The sequence below is a fragment of the Vreelandella arctica genome (assembly GCF_037070215.1).
In the GTDB taxonomy this organism is placed as follows: domain Bacteria; phylum Pseudomonadota; class Gammaproteobacteria; order Pseudomonadales; family Halomonadaceae; genus Vreelandella; species Vreelandella arctica.
This window is the reverse complement of sequence record NZ_JBANSN010000039.1, coordinates 1-20,535: the sequence shown is the minus strand read 5'-3', so window position 1 is coordinate 20,535 and position 20,535 is coordinate 1. Positions and strand designations below refer to the sequence as shown.

At 54.1% G+C, this 20,535-nt stretch carries 23 protein-coding genes and 3 tRNA genes; 14 read left to right on the top strand and 12 right to left on the bottom strand.

The features are described from left to right. Positions 1–32: 32 nt before the first annotated feature. From V8L70_RS20530 to V8L70_RS20495, 8 genes are all read left to right on the top strand, one after another. Positions 33–341, top strand: a complete 309-nt coding sequence (locus V8L70_RS20530) for a hypothetical protein (protein ID WP_101146601.1) — start codon at positions 33–35, stop codon at positions 339–341. A 70-nt stretch (positions 342–411) separates the two neighbouring features. Beyond that, positions 412–702 (top strand): hypothetical protein, encoded by a 291-nt coding sequence (locus V8L70_RS20525; RefSeq protein WP_101146602.1) that lies wholly within the window; start codon positions 412–414, stop codon positions 700–702. Positions 703–1,043: 341 nt separating this feature from the next. After that, entirely contained in the window at positions 1,044–1,658 is a 615-nt protein-coding gene (locus V8L70_RS20520) for a substrate-binding periplasmic protein (RefSeq protein WP_232774883.1), read from the top strand. Continuing rightward, entirely contained in the window at positions 1,655–2,599 is a 945-nt protein-coding gene (locus V8L70_RS20515; RefSeq protein ID WP_101146604.1) for a cation efflux transmembrane domain-containing protein, read from the top strand. The genes V8L70_RS20520 and V8L70_RS20515 overlap by 4 nt, the downstream gene beginning before the upstream one ends. A 75-nt stretch (positions 2,600–2,674) precedes the next feature. After that, complete coding sequence (locus tag V8L70_RS20510) at positions 2,675–3,709, top strand: sodium:calcium antiporter (RefSeq protein WP_101146605.1); 1,035 nt, start codon at positions 2,675–2,677, stop codon at positions 3,707–3,709. Between the two features lie 44 nt (positions 3,710–3,753). Further along, a complete protein-coding gene (locus V8L70_RS20505) occupies positions 3,754–3,915 on the top strand; it encodes a hypothetical protein (RefSeq protein WP_232774884.1) in 162 nt (53 codons plus the stop codon). A 12-nt stretch (positions 3,916–3,927) separates the two neighbouring features. Continuing rightward, complete coding sequence (locus V8L70_RS20500; protein WP_336270516.1) at positions 3,928–4,779, top strand: potassium channel family protein; 852 nt, start codon at positions 3,928–3,930, stop codon at positions 4,777–4,779. A gap of 113 nt (positions 4,780–4,892) precedes the next feature. Next, on the top strand, positions 4,893–5,351 hold the full coding sequence (locus tag V8L70_RS20495; protein WP_101146606.1) for an META domain-containing protein: 459 nt from the start codon (positions 4,893–4,895) through the stop codon (positions 5,349–5,351). A 229-nt stretch (positions 5,352–5,580) separates the two neighbouring features. Here V8L70_RS20495 and V8L70_RS20490 read toward each other — a convergent pair. From V8L70_RS20490 to V8L70_RS20460, 7 genes are all read right to left on the bottom strand, one after another. Then, a tRNA-Thr gene (locus V8L70_RS20490) sits at positions 5,581–5,656 on the bottom strand. A gap of 72 nt (positions 5,657–5,728) precedes the next feature. Further along, positions 5,729–5,803, bottom strand: a tRNA-Gln gene (locus V8L70_RS20485). 6 nt (positions 5,804–5,809) lie between these two features. Then, positions 5,810–5,885 (bottom strand) — tRNA-Phe (locus tag V8L70_RS20480). 216 nt (positions 5,886–6,101) lie between these two features. Next, entirely contained in the window at positions 6,102–6,377 is a 276-nt protein-coding gene (locus V8L70_RS20475; RefSeq protein WP_101146760.1) for an oxidative damage protection protein, read from the bottom strand. 47 nt (positions 6,378–6,424) lie between these two features. After that, positions 6,425–7,519: an A/G-specific adenine glycosylase gene (mutY, locus tag V8L70_RS20470; RefSeq protein WP_101146761.1), complete on the bottom strand. Its 1,095-nt coding sequence runs from the start codon at positions 7,517–7,519 to the stop codon at positions 6,425–6,427. Between the two features lie 95 nt (positions 7,520–7,614). Further along, complete coding sequence (locus V8L70_RS20465; RefSeq protein WP_101146586.1) at positions 7,615–9,954, bottom strand: AsmA family protein; 2,340 nt, start codon at positions 9,952–9,954, stop codon at positions 7,615–7,617. Then, the gene (locus tag V8L70_RS20460; protein ID WP_008957627.1) at positions 9,955–10,437 is read right to left on the bottom strand and encodes a GNAT family N-acetyltransferase; all 483 of its coding nucleotides are present in this window, start codon (positions 10,435–10,437) and stop codon (positions 9,955–9,957) included. 229 nt (positions 10,438–10,666) lie between these two features. Here V8L70_RS20460 and hisB point away from each other — a divergent pair, with 229 nt between their 5' ends. The 4 genes from hisB to hisF all read left to right on the top strand — a co-directional run bounded on the left by hisB (position 10,667) and on the right by hisF (position 13,506). Next, the gene (gene hisB / locus V8L70_RS20455; protein WP_101146587.1) at positions 10,667–11,260 is read left to right on the top strand and encodes an imidazoleglycerol-phosphate dehydratase HisB; all 594 of its coding nucleotides are present in this window, start codon (positions 10,667–10,669) and stop codon (positions 11,258–11,260) included. 76 nt (positions 11,261–11,336) lie between these two features. Then, positions 11,337–11,978, top strand: coding sequence for an imidazole glycerol phosphate synthase subunit HisH (hisH, locus tag V8L70_RS20450; protein WP_008957629.1), 642 nt, complete (start codon positions 11,337–11,339; stop codon positions 11,976–11,978). An 11-nt stretch (positions 11,979–11,989) separates the two neighbouring features. Next, positions 11,990–12,736 carry a 1-(5-phosphoribosyl)-5-[(5-phosphoribosylamino)methylideneamino]imidazole-4-carboxamide isomerase gene (gene hisA / locus V8L70_RS20445; RefSeq protein ID WP_101146588.1) on the top strand — a complete coding sequence of 249 codons (747 nt, stop codon included), beginning with the start codon at positions 11,990–11,992 and terminating at the stop codon, positions 12,734–12,736. Beyond that, positions 12,733–13,506, top strand: coding sequence for an imidazole glycerol phosphate synthase subunit HisF (gene hisF, locus V8L70_RS20440; protein ID WP_008957631.1), 774 nt, complete (start codon positions 12,733–12,735; stop codon positions 13,504–13,506). Before hisA ends, hisF begins: the two co-directional genes overlap by 4 nt. A 28-nt stretch (positions 13,507–13,534) precedes the next feature. Here the strand turns inward: hisF and V8L70_RS20435 are convergent, their stop codons facing one another. Further along, positions 13,535–14,137: a YjaG family protein gene (locus V8L70_RS20435; RefSeq protein WP_035586723.1), complete on the bottom strand. Its 603-nt coding sequence runs from the start codon at positions 14,135–14,137 to the stop codon at positions 13,535–13,537. A gap of 123 nt (positions 14,138–14,260) precedes the next feature. Here V8L70_RS20435 and V8L70_RS20430 point away from each other — a divergent pair, with 123 nt between their 5' ends. Next, on the top strand, positions 14,261–14,950 hold the full coding sequence (locus tag V8L70_RS20430; RefSeq protein WP_101146589.1) for a type 1 glutamine amidotransferase: 690 nt from the start codon (positions 14,261–14,263) through the stop codon (positions 14,948–14,950). An 18-nt stretch (positions 14,951–14,968) separates the two neighbouring features. Here the strand turns inward: V8L70_RS20430 and mnmH are convergent, their stop codons facing one another. The 4 genes from mnmH to V8L70_RS20410 form a co-directional block, all read right to left on the bottom strand. Next, entirely contained in the window at positions 14,969–16,057 is a 1,089-nt protein-coding gene (mnmH, locus tag V8L70_RS20425) for a tRNA 2-selenouridine(34) synthase MnmH (protein WP_101146590.1), read from the bottom strand. After that, the gene (gene selD, locus V8L70_RS20420; protein ID WP_101146591.1) at positions 16,054–17,091 is read right to left on the bottom strand and encodes a selenide, water dikinase SelD; all 1,038 of its coding nucleotides are present in this window, start codon (positions 17,089–17,091) and stop codon (positions 16,054–16,056) included. The genes mnmH and selD overlap by 4 nt, the downstream gene beginning before the upstream one ends. Before the next feature lie 56 nt (positions 17,092–17,147). Further along, positions 17,148–18,518, bottom strand: coding sequence for a DNA repair protein RadA (radA, locus tag V8L70_RS20415; protein ID WP_008957636.1), 1,371 nt, complete (start codon positions 18,516–18,518; stop codon positions 17,148–17,150). Between the two features lie 157 nt (positions 18,519–18,675). Further along, positions 18,676–19,122 carry a copper resistance protein NlpE N-terminal domain-containing protein gene (locus V8L70_RS20410; protein ID WP_101146592.1) on the bottom strand — a complete coding sequence of 149 codons (447 nt, stop codon included), beginning with the start codon at positions 19,120–19,122 and terminating at the stop codon, positions 18,676–18,678. A 166-nt stretch (positions 19,123–19,288) separates the two neighbouring features. Between V8L70_RS20410 and hisC the strand changes: the two genes are divergently transcribed. Next, positions 19,289–20,350 carry a histidinol-phosphate transaminase gene (gene hisC, locus V8L70_RS20405; protein WP_101146593.1) on the top strand — a complete coding sequence of 354 codons (1,062 nt, stop codon included), beginning with the start codon at positions 19,289–19,291 and terminating at the stop codon, positions 20,348–20,350. Positions 20,351–20,535 lie beyond the last annotated feature (185 nt).

The following is a 20,535-nucleotide window of genomic DNA, read 5'->3' as shown; positions in this document are numbered from 1 at the left end:
ATTGTTCTTTTTAATAACGCAGGAGAAAAGCCATGAATCATCAATCAACTGACAACAAGCGTAACGAAACCAAAAAAGCAGAACAGCTCATCGACAAGGACATGCCCAATGTCGATGAAAATACTGACCATAAGGGTGCTCACCATCAAGAGCCCAAACCCTTTCGGCCAGACGAGAATGTGGATAATCAGAAAGCGGAGGAGTCTCCATCATCACCAGCTCATAACACTTCTAGTAAAGAAACACCTATCCCGGGCGCCCAACTGGCTAAGGAGAAAAAAATGCACAAAGATAATATTGATCAAAAATCAGCCAAGGCCGATCCCAAGGGCAGTGAATAGCGCAAATGATAGCGTGCTATTGATGCGTTTAGACCGCCATTATTAAGCTTATTTTTACGAGGAAGTTACCGTGAAAGATTCAGTTTACGATGATAAACAGCAGCTTATAGGGCACTTTGTTAAAGATAAATACCTAGAACGGGTAGCGCTTGAAGCAAGCGATGGGAATACGTACAGCATTCCCACCCAGGAATTAACCCGCCAAGATGAGCACTGGATACTGGCCAAGCCGTTGAGTGAGTATATAAAGCTGTCTACTTATCGAAAACAACAGGAGCATGTCGATGAGATGAGCGATGAAAGCTTTCCTGCAAGCGATCCACCGGATTTCACATTAGGAAAAAATGAACCTAATCAATAGGCAGGGAATACTAGTTGAAATTGACTGCTAGAAGGCATTTTGAGCTGATTCAATTAAATAAAAATTAAATACAATGAAGCCAATTGCTTAGTCTAGCAGTTATCTTTAGCTAATGTGATTAGTTAACAACCGGACTCACATGCCACCTCTTATCACAAGCTACTGCTTTGCTAGTTAATAAATGCTAGCCAACTTCGTCATTACCAGGGAGCACGCAAATGCATACCAAAAAAGATCAGAACTCTTTTTGGTCTAAGCGCGCACTCTTATTCATTGTATTAGGGATATTACCAGCGTTGGCCTTGCTAGGATGCCGCTATCCTACCGATATAGAACATACGATGGAAAGAATTCAAAATGGTGTGCTGGAGGTTGGGCTAACTGAGAATTCGCCTTGGGTGATACGTACCAACGATGGCCCTGCTGGACTCGAACCGGAAATCATTCGCTCACTGGCTGAACAGTTGAATTCGAAAATCCGCTGGCACTGGGATAGTGAAGATGATTTGCTAGCCGCTCTGCAGCATCACCAACTTGACTTGGTGATAGGAGGATTAACTAATCGCTCTCGCCTGAGCCAGCAGGCGGCGCTGACACGCCCTTATTATCAAAGCCGCTATACTGTCGGCTTTCCCTCAGGGGTGCCATTGCCCACCTCGTTAAATGGGTTGGAAGTCGCTATTCCTCCCGTAAACCATATGCATGCAGCGCTCAAAGAAAAAAATGCCAAGCCGGTCAAAGTTACCGATATTACTCGTACTGAAAGCCCCATCGCCGCGCCTACATGGTGGTTATCGGCCCATGGGTTGATGGCCGGTCCGTGGGAGATAATTATCGATAAGCATGTGATGGCGCTGCCCAAAGGTGAGAACGCTTGGATGCTGGCATTGCAACGCCACCTTAATGGCTACTCCAATATTGAGCAGCGACTACAGCAACTGGAGGCGGCGCAATGAAAATAAGGCAAGTGTATCAACTGCCCCCTGATAAACAGAAAGACCTTGATTACCTGGTACGGCTTGAATGGTGGAACCTGGGGTTTCGCATTTCAATCGTCGGTGTATTGGCATTAGTGTTAGGTAGTAGTCAGGCCATGAGAGTGGCTTGGTTTGAAGATATGCTCTCTTTAATCCCTCCTATCGCCTTTCTGATCGCAATGCGTTATCGCAACCGAGCCCCTAATGCGATCTTTCCATATGGGTATCAACGTGCCACGAGTATCGCCTTCCTCTGTGCAGCCACCGCCCTGGCGCTACTCGGCGGTATTCTGTTGCTTGATTCGTTGCTTAAGCTTGCCAAGATGGAACATCCCAGCATTGGCGCCGTCGAGCTCTTCGGCACCACTTTCTGGATGGGGTGGTTAATGATTGGTGCGCTGATTTATAGCGTCATACCTCCCGTCATCATCGGTCATCTACAGATGAAAGCCGCCAAAAAAGTGCATGAAAAAACGGTATTTGTTGATGGCAAGATGAGCAAGGCGGACTGGATGACTGGGCTTGCCGCTATCGCCGGAATAGTCGGCGTTGGCGCTGGCCTATGGTGGGCGGACGCGTTGGCGGGCGCGCTTATCGCGCTTGATGTCACCAAGGATGGCGTGACTAATGTGAAGGAGGCGGTGGGTGACCTTCTCGACCGAAGACCCCGTTTTACATCTAAAGCGGAGCCGGAACACCTTGCTGATGAGCTGGAAGAACAATTATGTGCCATGGGGTGGGTCGCCAGTGCCGCCGTGCGCTTACGTGAGGAAGGGCACATCTTTAGCGGAGAAGCATTTGTGGTGCCCCATAGCGATGAGAATTTGGCTCAACGCTTACGCGACGCTACTCAGTTTTTAAACCATTACGATTGGCGTATTTATGAAGTAGTGGTGACGGCTTGGCCCAGTGAAAACTGAATCGAATCGCCGATATTGTAAAGCTATTCACCATTATCGAAATCCCGAGATGAGATACCCTGACCGGGTTCATTTATGCTCACATTACTTAGTGATATGTCGCTAACCGCCGCTTTTGCACTGTTCAGCGTTTGCGCAGTCGTTATTGGCATCATTGGCACCCGGCTTGCGCGGATTGTTGACGACCTCGCTGACCGTACCGGATTAGGTGAGGCGATAGCTGGTGCTGTCTTACTTGGGATGGCTACCTCACTATCAGGCATTGTGGTATCGGTCTCTTCCGCCTGGACCGACAAACCTGAACTGGCAATGAGTAATGCGCTGGGTGGTATCGCTGTTCAAACGCTATTTTTAACAATCGCTGATATGGTATATCGGCGCGCTAATCTCGAACACGCCGCTGCCTCCCTTGGCAACCTGATTCAAGGCGCCCTACTGCTGTGCTTACTCAGTCTGTTGCTGTTAGGTCGCTTTACGCCCGAATGGACTTTCTGGCAGGTACACCCCATCACACCGCTGTTATTTATTGCTTACCTGTTTGGGCTCAAGCTGGTTAAAAATGCCCAAACCCGCCCGATGTGGTCCCCGACTCGTACGCGTGAGACACGTGAAGACCAGCCCGATGAGTCGCCTGGAAAGCTAACGCTGGTGCGGTTATGGCTGCTGTTTTTGGGTCTCGCGCTTATGATCGGCATTACCGGCTGGCTACTGGAACGAAGCGCTACGGTGATTGCGGCAGAAACCGGCCTTAGCCAGGCGGCTGTCGGTGTCCTGCTGACTTCGATAGTGACATCACTACCTGAGCTGGTAACGACGGTCGCGGCAGTGCGCCGTGGGGCGCTAACACTCGCGGTGGCAGGGATTATCGGCGGCAATGCGTTTGATACCCTGTTTGCCGCCGCATCAGATGTGGCTTACCGAGGCGGCTCGATTTACCACGTTATTCCCGATCAGGTAATGTTATGGGTTGCTCTCTCGGTGTTAATGACAGGGGTATTAATGCTTGGCCTGCTGCATCGCCAAGAGCAAGGACCTGGCCGTATTGGCTTTGAAAGCATGGTCATCATCGGCCTCTACTTGGCGGGAATAGCCACATTAATGGTGAACTAGCCGCCGCAAGGTAGCGGCACATTTATATCTAAGGAGCATTGGTAGTGATTGGAAGCACGTTAATGGGGGTCATAGGCACCTTACTTATTTTGCTGGTGGTTTACGACGCTATTCGCACCACATTATCGGTATCCAGTTCCGGCCCACTGACTAACCGGTTGGTCAGTGGACTATGGTTTATGCTACTAGGTATTCATCGTCGGTGAAAAAGCCATACCATGTTGTCCTCTACGGGCCCATGGATAACAATGGCACTACTGCTGACATGGTTTCTAGTCGCTTGGCTGGGTTGGTTTTTACTGTTTTGTAGTTCACCGCAGGCCGTGGTGCTGTCTTCTTCAAACGCCACCGCCAGCTTAGTTGAGCGCGCCTACTATACGGGCTATACCCTCACAACGTTGGGCTATGGTGACTTTGTTGCCGGTAATGATAATTGGCGTCTTCCACCTGTTTTGGCTGCGGCTAACGGTTTTTTCCTTTTTACGATATCGATTACTTATATTTTGAATATCATCACTAATGTTATTCAAAAGCGCCAAACATCCCTCACCATCAGTGCGCTGGGCGAAAATCCACGGCAAATACTCGCGTCTACGAACGGCGACGGAAAATTTGCAACACTGATCAGCCAACTTCAGCCGTTACAACACTCCATCAGTACCTTAGGCCAGCAGCATTTAGCCTATCCAATCCTGCACTATTATCACAGTGAGAGCAGCAGCAAAGCGCTTTCGCTAGCCATAGCACGCTTATACCAAGCTATTGCCATTGCCTGCTTTGCCAGCACCAGGCTAGATCCCACTTCGCGTGAGCAGTTATTGATCACACGAAAAGCAATTGAGCAATTTCTGGATACGCTCGGTAGTGCTTTCATTCATCCTAGCCAACATATCCCTGATATTCCTGCGTTTAATGGCTATGCCGACTTACCAGGCGTTGAGACATCGAACACCGAGATCCAGGACTATTTATCCTCACTGCCCTACCAGAAAATCTTGGTGGCATTTGTTCATAAGGACGGCTGGCAGTGGCAGGATGTATGGCAAACAGAGAATGGAAGGGGTGCTTAGCGCATGCAGCGACTGAAATGAAATCGATGATTCAGAGGGTGGACAGCCCAATAGGTTATCCACCTAATCAAGCGAAACCCAAATACACCGCCACCTGAATAAGGAGTAATGCGTTGATTCGGCAGCTGACGCTTTGCGTATTGATCAGTATTCTCTTTGTCGCCGCTGGCTGCTCATCGACGACATTCGGTAACCACGAGACAATGGAGCACCCGGATGAATCGTTAATCAATACGTATTGGAAGCTGGTGAGGCTTGATGGCGTGCCGGTCATCGCCCAAGAGAACTTTCGAGAAGCCCACATGGTGCTGCACCAAGATGCTTCGCGCTTAGCAGGTGCCACCGGCTGTAATACGCTAATGGGCAGCTATCAAGTAGAGAACGAACACATTGCGTTCAACCAAGTCGCCACCACCAAAAGAGCCTGCCCGGCGCCTCAAATGGAAACTGAACGCAATTTCCTAGCCGCCCTCAAACAGGCAACCGCATGGCGTGTGGAGGGCGCAAGGCTTGTACTATCGGGTGATAACAATGAACAGTTGGCTAGCTTTGAAGCGGTGCATCTTTATTAAATCAATGAACGGTATATCTAATCGTTAGTATTAAAGCTATAAACCGCACGACTGTTAAGACACAGCCCCGGGCAGAAACACACCGTTGTATAGCCCTTTATCCACACCCTGATAAAAACAGAGGTGTGGATAACCTACGTGTAGATACTTTTTAGGCACATACGAAAAAGCCGCCCTTTCGGACGGCTTAATCTAATTCTCTGACGCTTAACTTTTAACCACTTTTCAGTGGTGCCGACACCAGGAGTCGAACCCGGGACCTACTGATTACAAGTCAGTTGCTCTACCAACTGAGCTATGTCGGCGCTTCACGTTTTCTTGAGAACATGATTGCTTTGCTGTTAGGCTTTGCAATCAACAAGAAATTTTGTTGGCAATGGCTGGGGTACCAGGATTCGAACCTGGGAATGCCGCTACCAAAAAGCGGTGCCTTACCACTTGGCGATACCCCAGCAGTGTGGTGGCCAGAGACGGAATCGAACCGCCGACACGGGGATTTTCAATCCCCTGCTCTACCAACTGAGCTATCTGGCCGCTGCCAACGGTGCGTATTAAACTAAAATCGCCGCTTTTCGTCAACACCTTTGTGAAACTTTCTTGCGAGACGGCTGCTTAGGGGTGTTCTGTTCTACACCCGGCGCGGTGAGAAGCATGCGCTACGGACTCTTCCCATCTAAGCCTAGCCCTACTAATGACAAGTCAGTTGTCCTGCTTTTCTCATGACAGTGCAGCGACAGCCAACCTTCAAAGTCATGCTTGAGAGGGCGGTACATACCCTTCGGCCTGGTCGGTTTCCTGGTTGTCCAGGAAGCGCTGCATCTGTTCCATTAGGTATGCACGTGATTCAGGGTCGAGCATGTTGAGGTGTTTCTCATTGATCAAACGAGTTTGCAGCGATTGCCAGGCTTCCCAGGCGGGCTTGGAAACAGTCGCCTGAATCTCCTGGCCTTGCTTGCCCGGCAAGGGTGGGAATGGCAGCGCTTCGAGCTCTTTCTGGTACTTCCGGCAAAAAACCGTGTTACTCATAACGTACTCCTCTTGAAGTGACTGGTTACTTATAGCCCCAGATAACGCTAGGCGTGGCCTGGGGTGGGATTGAGGGTAAATGGCGTTAGTTGGCTAAGCAGCGCTTTAACCGGGGCTGCCAAGCCCAGCGCGGGCGGATGGTTGATGTCGTACCATACGCCACTTTCGCGTACACCACCCAGCCTATCGCAGGTCGCGGGCTGCGGGGTAATTTCCAGGCGAAAATGGCTGAACGTATGGTGAAAACTGGGCGCCGCACGTTCACGCGCGGGGTTAACGGCATGAGCTTCCAGCCAATCGTTGAGCTCGCTGTGCTTGTCAAACTGCGGCAGGCCCCACAGCCCACCCCATAAACCGCTAGGAGGGCGCTTTTCCAGCCATACCCGGCCTTCCGGGTCGCGCAGCATCAGCATGATGGTCTGCCGGGTGGGCAGCGCCTTTTTCGGTTTGGATTCCGGATAACGCTGGGGCTCACCGCGCGAATAGGCCAAACAGACATCGTTAAACGGGCAACTTGGGCAATCCGGCTTGCTGCGTTTGCATAGCGTGGCGCCAAAATCCATGATCGCTTGGGTGTAATCCGCCAGCCGCACTGTTGGCGTATAGCACTCGGCCAGCGCCCATAGCTGCCGTTCAACTGCAGGCTTACCCGGCCAGCCGGGCAGTGCATGCAGCCGGGTGAGCGAGCGCTTTACATTGCCATCCAGAATGGCAGCCCGCTCCCCTGTACTTTGCGCAATGATAGCGCCTGCGGTGGAACGGCCAATGCCGGGCAGTGCCACCAATTCGTCAATACTGCCTGTTGGCAGTTCGCCCCCATGCTCCGCCAACGCAACTTGAGCGGCTTTATGCAAGTTGCGCGCACGTGCGTAGTAGCCAAGCCCTGTCCAGAGGTGCAGCACTTCATCCTGCGGCGCAGTAGCGAGTGCTTCCAGGGTGGGAAAGCGCGCCATAAAACGCTCGAAGTAAGGAATGACGGTGGTAACTTGGGTCTGCTGCAGCATGATTTCCGACACCCAGACGCGATAGGCGCTTCGCGGCGACTGCCACGGCAGGTCGTGACGGCCATAACGGTCGAACCAAACCAGTAGGCGTTGTTGAAATTCGTCTGCCGCCAGCCGCGGTTTGGGCATATCTGCCATGCACGCTCCTTAAACAGAAAGGGGGATCAAAGGGGCTAATAAAAAAGCGCCGGCGGTTAGGCCGGCGCAGCACTTATCGGTTCAGGTTAGAATGTTCAGTTAAACAGGCCGCGCAGCCCGTCACGCAGCTCCTTCCCAGCGCCTTCGCCTAAACGCTCATCCAACTGGTCCAAAGTATCGCCTAAACGCTCCTCCAGCTCTTCATTGACGCGTTCGCCAGCTTCGTTGCGCAGCAGGTCGACTACTGCCGCCTGGAATGCTTCACGATCAAAGCGGCACCACTCAGTGCGCTCACCGCCTAAATGTCCTTCACAGCGAACGGGCAGCGGCAGTTGTTCCAAGCGGGGATTCACCTCACAAGCCGCGTCGGCGGTGTCTACTAAGCGGGCATTCGCCTGGGTGTTGAAATTCATACTGGTAAGATTGAGTTCACCTTCCCCCTGAACATCAATGCCGGGCAGAGTAATCAGTAGATCGTCGCTCTCGACTAAACCGTTGCTGATTTGGAAGGTGGCATCGAAACGCTCGAAGCGGGTATCAGTGTGCCATTCGCGCAGCGTGCCCTCGCCTTCTAACTGGGCTACCAGCTCGCACATTTGCTGGGAAATGTTGGTATTTAAAATAGCCCCATCGTTCAGGCGGGCCGTCAGGTCCCCATTAAGGTTGCTGATGAGCGCTTCGCGGCTATTGCCTTGACTCGTAAGGCCGCCAGATAAATTAAAGCGACCGCGCAGTGGTGACGGCTCCTCTTCTTCGCTGATGGCTTCAATCAACGGTGCCATCTGAACGCTGTTTATGGTTGGCGAAAGCGCCCATTCCAGAATAGTGTCCGTGGCATCGACTTGACCGGTGGCGCTGAGTTCGCCTTCGTAGAAGCCCGACTCAAACGCCGTTAGCCGGTGGATGCCGTCGTCACCACGCAGCTGTAAGCGAGGATTATTGAACGTTAATCCTGCCAAGACGAGGTTATCGATGCTTAAATCACCCTCAAGTGACAGCCGAGTGAGAAGCGATTGCGGCACTAATGTGCTGGAATCCTGGGCAAAGGCTTTACGCAGCAGGCTACGGCTAGCCTGCTCGGCGGTTGCGGCACCGGGTAGATAGCGATCCAGATCCAATTGATCACCGGCCAAATCGAACGCTAGGCGCGAGCCATCCAACGCGGCGGTCAGTTCGCCGGTAAAGGTGCTTTCATCGACCACCAACGATAGGCTAGGCAAAGAGAGTTGCTCAGCATCCCCTTCGATAGGGCTGGTCATGGCCACATCGCTAAGTGCGGCCTCGCCCGCTGTGGTGAGCGTAACGCCAGCGCGAGCCAGCCAGGGGCGCAGCGTAAACGGGGCCGCGGTTAACTGGCCGCGATAGCGTGGGGCATCGCGCAGTTGCTCAACATTGAGGTGGCCACTAACTTTTAGGCCATCCGGCCCGGTGAGCTGCAGGTTTTTTAACTGCGCCGTTTGTGCTTGCCAATCACTCTCCAGGCCAAAGGCAAGTGCCAGCGCCAGACTACCTTGCCAGTTATCCGCGTTGCGCAGGCCTGCTTCAAGCACCCCTTCTGTGATCGAAAGCTGTTGCTCCCCCATGCGGGCGACCAGTTCAGCCGCTTTTAAGCTCAGCTGTTGTGGCTCGCTCTCTGCGCCTTGCGTCGTTCGCGTGGTGAGCGCCATATTTTCCAGCACGAAAAGCTCGTCTGCCAAGCCAAGCCGCACGCGGGTTTCGAGATTGATCTCGCTGCTCAGGTCGGGGGTGCGCTCCAGCACCTCGGCATCCAGCCGGTTATGCTTGGTCAGCGTAAACATTGCCTTGAGCGGGAAGGCGCGCACCGGGTTGACGTTACTGCCTGAAATATTGAGTTGCTGCATTCGCCACAGCGCTTCGGTTTGTGCATCGCGGAAACGAATATCGGCATTCTTCACTTCAACGCTGGCGATACTCAACACCACTGCCAGACTCCCCGCATCAGCATTAGGCCCTGCACTGGCGGGCGCCAGCACCGTTTCAGCGGAGCCGTCGTTATGTTCGGAGAGGCGCTCCAGCAAGGGTGCCCAGTTGCCTTCGCCTTGAGCGTCGCGCTCTAAATTAAGGCGCATACCGTCCAGCGTTAGCCCGTCTACAGCGATTTCGCCACGCAGTAGCGGACCGAATGCCACGCTGACTTCGGCTCGATCAATGGCGGCGAAGGCGGCGCTCTCTTCAGCTTGCTCGGGCAGCCAAGCACGGGCCTGTTCTACACTCACTCCGATACGAGGGTAGAATGACCACGTGATGGGACCTTCCAGCGCAAGATTGAGCCCGGTTTGCTCTTCCACGACAGCCGTTAAACGAGGTTTGAAATCTTCGGGATCCAGGAAAGTGGTGACATACACCACGGCGGCGACGGCGACGATGGCAAGAATACCGACCGCTGCCAGCAAAATACGTAATAGCTGTTTCATTTACCCTTTCCCTTGTGGGTCTAACTCAACAAAATCGCTGGTGGCGGGCATTCCCGGCACCGGCGTTTCTGGATTGGTCATAGGCCGGTAGCCTAATTTGGAAAGCAGCACGCGGTCAGCCAATGGTAAGGTGGAGGTTTCTATCCGCAACACACGACCTTCCTGTTTGGCTTGCTCGCCAAGCAGCGCCATTAAGCGCGAACCGACGCCACGGCGGCGCGTAGTTTTACGCACACAGAGCTCAGACAGCCACCACGCCCGGTCTTCTCCTTCTTGCACGGCGACAGCCCCCAGCAGCCGATCATTGAAATGGGCACAGGCAAAAAAATGCTGACCTTTAAAATGTTGTTCAATAAATGGCTCAACCGTTGGGGTGGGCATGCGCTCTTGGGGCGCATCCTCATAAATGCGCATTAGATCAAGGCGCACTTGCTCATCGGCTTCCCAACGGGCCTGGTCGACGTGGTGCAGTGTCACCGGCATGGTGAAATCCTCTTCGCCAAAGCAGCCTGGCTGCTATTTCTGCCGCAATTGATTGCAGCTACATTTCGCGCATTGTAGCGGATGAGGGCGCCAATTCACTATAATGGTCGTTTCGCCACAGGTTATGCCCTGATCCACAGTGGTAAGTTGATACAAAGCCACCGGCCATTTCACAGGATCGTTCCTCAGGGTAATCCCCCAGAGTGCGCCTTAGCGCAGGAGATGCAACATGTCAGCGCGTATTGCCACGGTTAGCCGTGACACCAACGAAACCCAGATCAAGGTCAGCGTCAATCTCGACGGTGAAGGCCGTCTTAGCTGCCAAACCGGCGTTCCGTTTTTGGATCATATGCTTGATCAAGTTGCCCGCCATGGGATGATCGATCTCGACATCAATGCCACTGGCGACCTGCATATTGACGACCACCATACCGTAGAAGACCTGGGTATTACGCTAGGCCAGGCTTTTTTTGAAGCCATTGGCGATAAGCGCGGCATTTACCGCTATGGTCACGCCTATGTACCCCTTGATGAAGCACTCTCTCGGGTGGTGATCGACTTTTCCGGCCGGCCGGGGCTTTACATAAATGTTGAGTTCACCCGAGATACCATCGGTAGCTTGGACACCCAGCTGTTCTGGGAGTTTTTCCAAGGCTTCGTCAATCACGCTCGCGTGTCGCTGCATATCGACAACCTCAAAGGCTTTAATGCTCACCATCAAGCGGAAACGATTTTTAAAGCCTTCGGCCGAGCGCTACGTATGGCCGTGGCGGAAGACCCCCGCATGGCAGGCCAAATGCCCTCCACCAAAGGGAGCTTGTAATGCTGCGCTATGTGATGAGCTATGTGACGAGCGATGCCTCTAGCTACTTTCCCTCTATCTCCACAAGGAGCGCTTCATGACCATTGCTGTGATCGACTATGGAATGGGCAACCTGCATTCCGTGGCCAAGGCGCTGGAGCATGTGACGCATGAGAATGTAGTCATCACCCGTGACCCGCGGCGTATTCTTGGCGCGACGCGCCTGGTGCTACCTGGCCAAGGAGCTATTCGTGACTGCGTTGGCGAGCTTGAGCGCACCGAGTTACGCGGGCTAGTGGAGGATATTCTCACCCGTCAAGCCAAACCGCTGCTGGGTATCTGCGTGGGTCAGCAAATGTTACTGGAGCGCAGCGAAGAGAATGGTGGCGTTGAGTGCCTGGGCTTTTTTAAAGGCAACGTAGACCGTTTCCCTGGTGATATGCGCGACGCCCACGAGCAGCGTTTGAAAGTACCGCACATGGGCTGGAATGTGGTCGAGCAGCATCACGACCACCCACTGTGGGCAGGTATTGATAATCGTGAACACTTCTACTTCGTGCACAGCTATTACGTAAATGCGGATGACGACGCCCAGGTGTTTGGTACGACCCAATACGGCAAGGTAAACGCCCATGTCGCGATTGGTCGAGATTCGACCTTCGCGGTGCAGTTTCACCCGGAAAAAAGCTCTCGCGCGGGCCTTCGCCTGCTTGAAAACTTTGTCACCTGGACGCCCTGAGAGGATTTTGTATGTTGGTAATTCCCGCTATTGATCTCAAAGACGGCCAGTGTGTCCGGTTGAAGCAGGGTCGCATGGAAGATGCGACCTCCTACGGCGATGATCCAGTGGCGATGGCCGCACGCTGGGTGGAAGCTGGCGCCCGCCGGCTTCACTTAGTCGATTTGAACGGTGCCTTTGAAGGCAAGCCGATGAACGGTGACGCCGTGACCGCTATTGCCCGTGCCTACCCGAATCTGCCGATTCAAATTGGTGGCGGCATTCGCAGTGCGGAAACCATCGAGCACTATTTAAGTGCCGGTGTCTCCTACGTGATCATCGGTACCAAGGCAGTAAAAGAGCCCGACTTCGTTGGCGAAATGTGTCGCGCCTTTCCAGGCCATGTGATCGTTGGGCTTGATGCCAAAGATGGCTATGTCGCCACCGACGGCTGGGCAGAGGTCTCCACGATCAAAGCCACCGAACTAGCCAAGCGTTTTGCCAACGATGGTGTCTCTAGCATCGTCTACACCGACATTGCTCGCGACGGCATGATGCAAGGCGTCAACGTAGAGGCCACCGCCGCACTTGCCCGCGAAGGCGGCTTGCCGGTGATTGCTTCCGGTGGTGTGACCAATCTGGATGACATCAAAGCACTCTGCGCAGTTGCCGATAGCGGTATTTTGGGCGCGATTACCGGCCGGGCAATTTACGAAGGCAGCCTGGATGTCGCCGAAGCACAGCGATTAAGCGACCAACTGACGGGAGGTGGTTCATGAGTCTCACCAAACGCATTATCCCTTGCCTGGACGTAGACGCCGGGCGCGTGGTCAAAGGCGTTAATTTCGTCGGCATTCGCGATGCCGGTGACCCGGTAGAGATTGCCCAGCGCTATAACCAGCAGGGCGCCGACGAGATTACCTTTCTTGATATTACCGCTAGCCACGAAGACCGTGATACGACGGTAGAGATGGTCGAGCGCATCGCGGGCGAAGTGTTTATTCCGCTGACCGTCGGCGGCGGCATTCGCAGCTGTGACGATATTCGCACCATGTTGAACGCCGGTGCGGATAAAGTCTCCATCAACACCGCCGCGGTCACTAACCCTGAGTTTGTGCGCGAAGCTGCTGAGCGTTTCGGTAGCCAGTGCATTGTGGTGGCGATCGATGCCAAGCGCGTCTCGAAAGAGGGCGAAACACCCCGCTGGGAAATTTTCACCCACGGTGGCCGCCGCCCAACGGGCCTCGACGCCGTTGAGTGGGCGAAGAAGATGGTGGAGTTCGGAGCGGGCGAACTACTGCTCACCAGCATGGATCGCGACGGGACCAAGATCGGCTTTGACCTGGGCGTGACCCACGCGATTTCTGAAGCGGTGAGCGTGCCGGTGATTGCCTCTGGCGGTGTAGGCAACCTGGATCACTTGGTGGATGGCGTACTGAAAGGCGGTGCCGACGCGGTGCTGGCCGCCAGCATTTTCCACTTTGGCGAGTACACCATTCCTGAAGCAAAGCGCTACATGGCCGAACGCGGTATCGAAATGCGCTTATAAATTTCTAATACGTAAGCCTGCCGGGGTGTTAAGCCCCGGTATCCTCAAGCGATAAGCCAAGATTACTGATGCCACCGTTGCGCCCTAACTCACGCACCTCTTTTAGTGCCGCCTTATCCAGCGGTTCGCTGACCATTTCCAATACGGCATCCTGAAAGTCGTTCTCGTCGGCCATCAGCGGATGGTCGCGAATAATCAGCGCCAGTTTTTGTGCGTCAACTTCGCCTTCAGTGAGCTCTATAAAGGCGCGCACGCCCGCTCGGGATGTACGGCTAACATCCAGCACGGCCTCTGGGGAATCGCCTTGTAGGGTGTCCAGCAGCGCCGAGACCGATACCACTGCATCCAGCGCACGCCTGGCACCAAAGCTGTCATCTTCTTCAGAAGGCTCACACTCGGCGAGCTTCTCCGCTTGACGAGCAAAGTCGATACTGGCATTGGGCACATTAAGCCGTTCCCACACCAAACTCAGCACGGTACGCAGCGTATGGCTATCGCCTTGTCCTGTGGTTTGCTCATATAACACATAGTTAGGCAGCAAACGCTCACACAGCGCCGCCATAAAGGCTTGCTGGGCCGGTAGTGGGAGTTCTTGCAGCCGTAAATAAAAGCCCTGAGGTTTCGGCACCATACTGATTTCCTGGATCGCTTTACGTGGGATATTGGTGAAATGTAGCGGGTACGTTATCGTCTCTCTGCGCTTGGGGCGATCCCCCAGCGCTTTGATGATTGTACGGCCGGCGAGGAGATTACCATGCATATTCATCTGCTACAGCACGGCCCTGACCATGGCCCCGCCCGTTTAACCGACTGGCTTACCAGTATGGGTCATAGTTACACCGTTTTTCATCTCTATGCTGGCGAGTTAACACCCCGCCCAAACGAATCTGATGCATTGATTGTGCTTGATGGGCCTGAGACGCTACTCAGCCAACCACCAGCGTGGTTTAAAGCTGAAGATAAACTGATCAACCGCTACCTGGATGGCCAAAAACCGTTATTGGGGATTGGCATTGGCGCTCACTGGATAGCGCAAGCACTCGGCGCAGTGATAGCCCCCGGCACTTACGCCGAAATCGGGTGGCATACGGTCACCCTGGCACCGGAAAGCTCACTGGATTTGCCCGAGTCGTTTTGCGCATTTATGTGGCATCGTTATGTCTTCAGCTTGCCCGATGATGCCTTTTCCCTGGGGGGCAGTGAAGCAGCACCGCTGCAGGGGTTTACCTGGGATAGAGGCCGCGTTGTCAGCCTGCTATGCCATTTGGAAGCCACGCCTGCCAGCGTTAACCACCTGTTGAGCAAGGCCGAGCGGCCTAGCGCCTCACCTGCCGCCGCCCGCTATGTTCAGGACGATGCGCAAATCCTTGAGGATGCCAATCGCTTTATTCATCTAGCACCGCTGCTTGACCGCGTGATGACCCAATGGTTAAGAACGAACTAACAGCAGCGCATGTAGCCATTATCTGTTCCACTGCCTGGCCACCGCCAGGCAGCTCTCCCAATCGCCGACATGAATTACCGGCGGGGCAGTCTCACGCTGCTTGTCTAAGTGATAGCGGTAGAGTGGGTCGTAATACTCGGTAAGCAGAGGCGCGAGCCAAGCTTCATGGGCCTGAGGGTTGCCGTGGACATGTTCGTTAAACGCCAGTGCCTGAAGCCGCTGCAAACGTTGCAGCCGTGCATTACCCAAACGCTTGCCCAGACGGATAAGCGCATTACTCAACTGCGCCTGCATCAGTTGCCAGCCCTGATAGGCACCATAGCGAGCAGCATAAGCCTGTTCTAAATCGATAATGTAGTCCTGCTGAATTTGAGCAAGGCGCCAATCCAGTGGCATTTCGATACGTACCCGGGGCGCTTGCTGCAATGCTCGCCAGAAGCTCAAGGGAATATTGGCACTACCAATCTGGCGGGACTCGTCTTCGATAACCAGCCCTTCGGTTAAGCTGATTAATCGTTTGGCCAGCGCATGCTCAAAATTGATTTGTGTGGCAGGCTCTTCGGGCCTACGCCCGAAGGCGGAGCCTTTATGGTGCGCGAAGGCTTCCAGGTCGACGCCATTATTGAGCTGATTGATCAACGTCGTTTTTGCACACCCAGTCAGCCCTGCGACCACCAGCATCGGCTGCAGTGCAGCCGTCTCAATACGCTCACATAGCGCTTGGCGCATGGCTTTCCAACCACCCTCCAAGCGTGGTCTTGAGATGCCTGCATCTTCTAACCACTGCTGAGCAATTTGTGAGCGCAGCCCACCGCGAAAGCAGTAAATCAATGCACCTGGATGCTCGGCTAAATACGCCTGCCACGCTGCAATTCGAGCTTGCTTGACCTCACCGCTGACCAAGCGTTCGCCTAACGCAATCGCCGCGGCTTGGCCCTGCCGTTTATAGGCGATACCTACCTGATGACGCTCACCATCAATCATTAACGGCAGATTGACGGCGCCAGGGAGTGCGCCCTGAGCAAACTCGACCGGGGCGCGCACATCTATTAGCGGCTGCTCTTCTTTGATTAGGCTTAATACCGCTGGTCGGGTGGCTAGTGTCACCCGACCACCTCAATAGAGGCGTTACCTTGGCGCGCTTTCATTACCCCGAATGACTGTAACGACAGGCCGAATTCGCGGCCAATGCGTTCAACGTCATCCTCCCAGGCAGGGTCAACACTAATGAGCAGTCCGCCAGAGGTCTGTGGATCACACAGCCACTGCCAGTGGGCTTCATCCATGGCGGGCAAGCTTTCACCCAGCGCATCACGGTTGCGTAGCGTACCGCCAGGTACTGCGCCTTGGCGGCGGTAAGACTCTGCCTCGGCTAAGCGCGGCAGCTTACGAAAATCAATCTGGGCCATCACATTACTGGCCTGACACATTTCCGCAAGATGGCCGGCCAAGCCAAAACCGGTCACATCAGTCATGGCGTTCACCCCTTTCACATCGGCGAGCTTCACGCCAATGCTATTGGGCTTGAGCATGGTTTCGCGGGCAAGGCCATGGTGGCCCATTTCCAGTAAGCCGCGCTTTTCGGCGGTGGTTAACATACCGATACCCAGCGGCTTGGTTAAGAACAGCAGATCACCAGGTTTGGCGGTGCTATTAAGCTTGAGCTTGTCTAGATCGACCAAGCCGTTAACGGCCAACCCGAAAATGGGCTCTGGGGCATCAATAGAGTGGCCGCCGGCCAGGGCAACACCTAATTCCCGGCACACCGCCTGCGCACCGGCCATCACATCACCGGCCACTTCAGCGCTAAGCTTATCCAATGGCCAGCCTAGAATGCCTAACGCCATTACCGGCGTACCGCCCATGGCGTAAACATCGCTGATCGCATTGGTCGCCGCGATACGCCCAAAATCAAAGGGATCATCAACAATCGGCATGAAGAAATCCGTGGTGGCGATCATGCCGCGGCCATCGCCCAGATCATACACGGCAGCATCTTCGCGTCCTTGATTGCCGACAATAAGCTGCTTATGACCCGCCGCTGGCCCCGCTTTGGCTAGAATCCCATCCAGCACGTCCGGGGCAATTTTGCAGCCGCAGCCGGCGCCGTGGCTATATTGGGTCAAGCGAATCGAACTCATCGTGTCTCTCCTTGGCACTTAGGGGATATCATCAGTTTAACGCAGTATGGCACATGCTACAGTGCTTCCAGCGCATCGCTGAGCTTATCCACGGCGATCACTTCCATGCCTTTTGGCGCCTGCTTGGGTGCATTGGCCCGCGGCACGATGGCACGCAGAAAACCGTGCTTGGCCGCCTCGGCAATACGCTCTTGGCCACTAGGCACCGGGCGTATCTCGCCGGAAAGCCCAACTTCACCGAATACCACTAACTCTTTGGGCAACGCGCGGTTTTGCAGGCTAGATACTACTGCCAGCAGTACTGCCAAATCGGCGCTGGTTTCAAGCACTTTGACACCACCGACAACGTTCAGGAATACGTCTTGGTCACCGGTAAACAGACCACCATGGCGGTTGAGCACTGCCAACAGCATGGCCAGGCGATTTTGATCAACGCCGACAGCTACCCGTCGGGGATTGCCAAGCGCAGACTCATCTACCAGTGCCTGCACCTCGACCAGAATTGGCCGCGTTCCCTCCCAAACCACCATCACCAAGCTGCCGGGCGCTTGCACTTCTTGGCGGGAGAGAAAAATCGCGCTGGGGTTTTTGACTTCTTTAAGGCCCTGCTCAAGCATCGCGAAGACACCCAGCTCGTTAACGGCACCAAAGCGGTTTTTCTGACCACGTAGGGTGCGAAAGCGTGAGTCTGCGCCGCCTTCTAATAACAGCGAGGCATCGATCATATGCTCAAGGACTTTAGGGCCCGCCAGCGAACCATCTTTAGTCACGTGTCCCACTAATAACAGAACGGTATTGGTCTTCTTGGCAAAGCGCGTTAACGCGGCGGCTGACTCACGCACCTGAGCAACGCCACCAGGCGCTGAGCTAATGTCTTCCAGATGCATGGTTTGGATCGAGTCGATTACCAGAATTTCCGGCTTTTCACGCTCAGATACCGCCAGAATGGTTTCCACACTGGTCTCGGCCAGCATTTTCAAACCGTTGGTGGGCAGTTGCAGGCGGTGGGCACGCATGGCTACTTGAGAGAGCGACTCCTCCCCCGTCACATAGAGTATGCGTCGCTGCTGGGCTAGCTTACAGGCCGTTTGTAGTAGCAGCGTTGATTTACCTGCACCAGGATTGCCACCCAAAAGCACCGCCGAACCGGGAACCAGCCCGCCGCCTAACACGCGGTCAAACTCAGCGAACGTGGAACTCATGCGAGGAACCTCGCTGAGATCAACATTGCCAAGATCGATCACTTCTCGCGAGAGATCACCTGTGTAGCCTGAGCGCCCAGAGGCTGCTCCGCCACCAGGGCGTGCACTTTCTAAACGCACCTCGCTTAGGGTGTTCCACTCTTGGCAACTACTGCACTGCCCTTGCCATTTGCGATATTCAGCACCGCACTCAGTGCATACAAAGGCGCTTTTAGCTTTGGCCACTGCCATTACACTCCTACTGTTGCTATCGCTATTTGACAACATTCACTACGTTGCCACCTGCATTAACAGCCACTGGCCATTGCCACTCGCGTCAGGCCTTGCCTCGACAAACACAAAAGGCGGCCAGTGGCCGCCTTTGATACTGCTGACTAGCGCGTTATTGGCGCTTTAGCTGCAGCATTTCACCATTTTCAAAACGACGACGTTCTGGGTCAATCAATTCCAGCGTGCTCTCATCAATACGCATGAAGTAATAGATTTGGCCATCGCCATCTGGCGTCAGCTCGTAAACGGTGGCGTCTGGGTCAGACGGCGTACCGGTCAGCACTTCCCAGTTACCCGCATAATTTTCATCGGGAGGGGTTTGGGGATGGTTCCGGTAGGTAGCGTTCAGTGTGAAAGTGCGCTCTTCCGCCGCGCTCATCTCTTCACCCATCATCGTGACATCCAGATCGATACCATCGCAGTTGCGGCAAGGTAGCGAGCCTTGGTAATTAGCCTGTGCGGTCGCTGCTTCCTCTTGCTGCTGTTCCATCGGACCGCTTGCACAGCCAGCTAATAGTGCCAACATAGCCGAACCGGCTAGCAAACTCTTAAGTTGCATAGAGTGTCTCCTTCATCTCGTGTTGGGCATCACATTTATTTACGCGCACTTGTGACAGCATAACCGCTACAAGGTGCGACGCACACCCCTAGCGACGCGAATGCTTGCGCTGAGTTGGCCTTCAAGCGACCATGGCATACCTTGCTAGGATAATCAGGTTACCCTCATGAGCCAATACTGGAGTCCGGCCGTTCGCGAACTTACGCCTTACGTGCCCGGTGAGCAGCCACGCGAGAAGCTTGTTAAACTCAATACCAATGAAAACCCTTACCCACCTGCTCCAGGCGTCGGTAAGGCGCTGCGCGATTATGCAACAGACCATCTGCGCCTCTACCCTGACCCTACCTCTACAGCACTGCGTGAAGCGCTTGCGGAGACATTTAAGGTAGCCAGCAGCCAAGTGTTTGTCGGTAACGGTTCCGATGAAGTGCTGGCATTCGCTTTTCAGGCCTTCTTTTGCCATCAAGCGCCGCTTGATGTGCCTGCCATCACCTATAGCTTTTACCCTGTTTACGCCAATCTTTATGGCGTTGAGCTGCGTAAGCATCCGCTCAATAAGCAGTGGGAAGTCGATATTGATGCGCTGGCGGCGGATACCAACCGCAGCGGCGTTATTTTCGCTAACCCTAATGCCCCTACCGGCCATGCGCACTCACTCGCAGCAATAGAGGCGCTGCTTAAGCGTGTCACAGATCGCGTAGTGCTGGTGGACGAGGCGTATGTCGATTTCGGGGCAGAGAGCGCCGTTTCGCTGATTGATCGCTACCCTAACCTGCTCGTCACCGGTACGTTTTCCAAGTCGCGCAGTTTGGCTGGATTGAGGTTGGGTTATGCGGTGGGCTCTGAGGAATTGATTGATGGCTTGCTGCGGGTAAAAGACTCTTTCAACTCTTACCCAGTGGATAGCCTAGCAAGCTTAGTAGGCATCGCCGCTCTGAAAGATGTCGAGCATTTCGAAGCCTGCCGCGAGCATGTTATTACCACCCGTGAGCGTACTCGCCAACGTCTAGAAGCGTTAGGGTTTGAGGTGCTGCCCTCTAAAGCTAACTTCGTGCTTACCCAACACCCTGACTACGAAGGCGCGCAGCTATTTGCTGGCCTACGCGAGCGGGGCATTCTGGTGCGCCATTTTAATACATCAGACCTCAATAACTTCCTACGCATCACCATCGGTACCGATGATGAGATGAATAGCCTAATTGAAGCGTTAGAGACGATCTGCGCTTAGCCTTTTCATTTTTAAGTCTTTACCTGGGCGGCGCAAGCCGCCTTTTTATCGGCTGCTTTTCTTTCACGCACACAAAAAACCCAGCCGGGTGGCTGGGTTTTCTGCGGTATAAGTGCCTGACGATGACCTACTCTCGCATGGGGAGACCCCACACTACCATCGGCGCTAAGCGGTTTCACTGCTGA

Excerpts from the sequence above, each read along its gene's own strand:
- selD (WP_101146591.1), bottom strand. The coding sequence starts at position 17,091 with ATGAGTTCGATTCGCTTGACCCAATATAGCCACGGCGCCGGCTGCGGC.
- mutY (WP_101146761.1), bottom strand. The coding sequence starts at position 7,519 with ATGGCAGATATGCCCAAACCGCGGCTGGCGGCAGACGAATTTCAACAA.
- hisA (WP_101146588.1), top strand. The coding sequence starts at position 11,990 with ATGTTGGTAATTCCCGCTATTGATCTCAAAGACGGCCAGTGTGTCCGG.
- V8L70_RS20430 (WP_101146589.1), top strand. The coding sequence starts at position 14,261 with ATGCATATTCATCTGCTACAGCACGGCCCTGACCATGGCCCCGCCCGT.
- V8L70_RS20410 (WP_101146592.1), bottom strand. The coding sequence starts at position 19,122 with ATGCAACTTAAGAGTTTGCTAGCCGGTTCGGCTATGTTGGCACTATTA.
- V8L70_RS20460 (WP_008957627.1), bottom strand. The coding sequence starts at position 10,437 with ATGCCGGTGACACTGCACCACGTCGACCAGGCCCGTTGGGAAGCCGAT.
- V8L70_RS20475 (WP_101146760.1), bottom strand. The coding sequence starts at position 6,377 with ATGAGTAACACGGTTTTTTGCCGGAAGTACCAGAAAGAGCTCGAAGCG.
- hisB (WP_101146587.1), top strand. The coding sequence starts at position 10,667 with ATGTCAGCGCGTATTGCCACGGTTAGCCGTGACACCAACGAAACCCAG.
- V8L70_RS20520 (WP_232774883.1), top strand. The coding sequence starts at position 1,044 with ATGGAAAGAATTCAAAATGGTGTGCTGGAGGTTGGGCTAACTGAGAAT.
- V8L70_RS20510 (WP_101146605.1), top strand. The coding sequence starts at position 2,675 with ATGCTCACATTACTTAGTGATATGTCGCTAACCGCCGCTTTTGCACTG.
- V8L70_RS20435 (WP_035586723.1), bottom strand. The coding sequence starts at position 14,137 with ATGGTGCCGAAACCTCAGGGCTTTTATTTACGGCTGCAAGAACTCCCA.
- hisH (WP_008957629.1), top strand. The coding sequence starts at position 11,337 with ATGACCATTGCTGTGATCGACTATGGAATGGGCAACCTGCATTCCGTG.
- V8L70_RS20500 (WP_336270516.1), top strand. The coding sequence starts at position 3,928 with ATGTTGTCCTCTACGGGCCCATGGATAACAATGGCACTACTGCTGACA.
- hisF (WP_008957631.1), top strand. The coding sequence starts at position 12,733 with ATGAGTCTCACCAAACGCATTATCCCTTGCCTGGACGTAGACGCCGGG.
- V8L70_RS20465 (WP_101146586.1), bottom strand. The coding sequence starts at position 9,954 with ATGAAACAGCTATTACGTATTTTGCTGGCAGCGGTCGGTATTCTTGCC.
- V8L70_RS20515 (WP_101146604.1), top strand. The coding sequence starts at position 1,655 with ATGAAAATAAGGCAAGTGTATCAACTGCCCCCTGATAAACAGAAAGAC.
- V8L70_RS20530 (WP_101146601.1), top strand. The coding sequence starts at position 33 with ATGAATCATCAATCAACTGACAACAAGCGTAACGAAACCAAAAAAGCA.
- hisC (WP_101146593.1), top strand. The coding sequence starts at position 19,289 with ATGAGCCAATACTGGAGTCCGGCCGTTCGCGAACTTACGCCTTACGTG.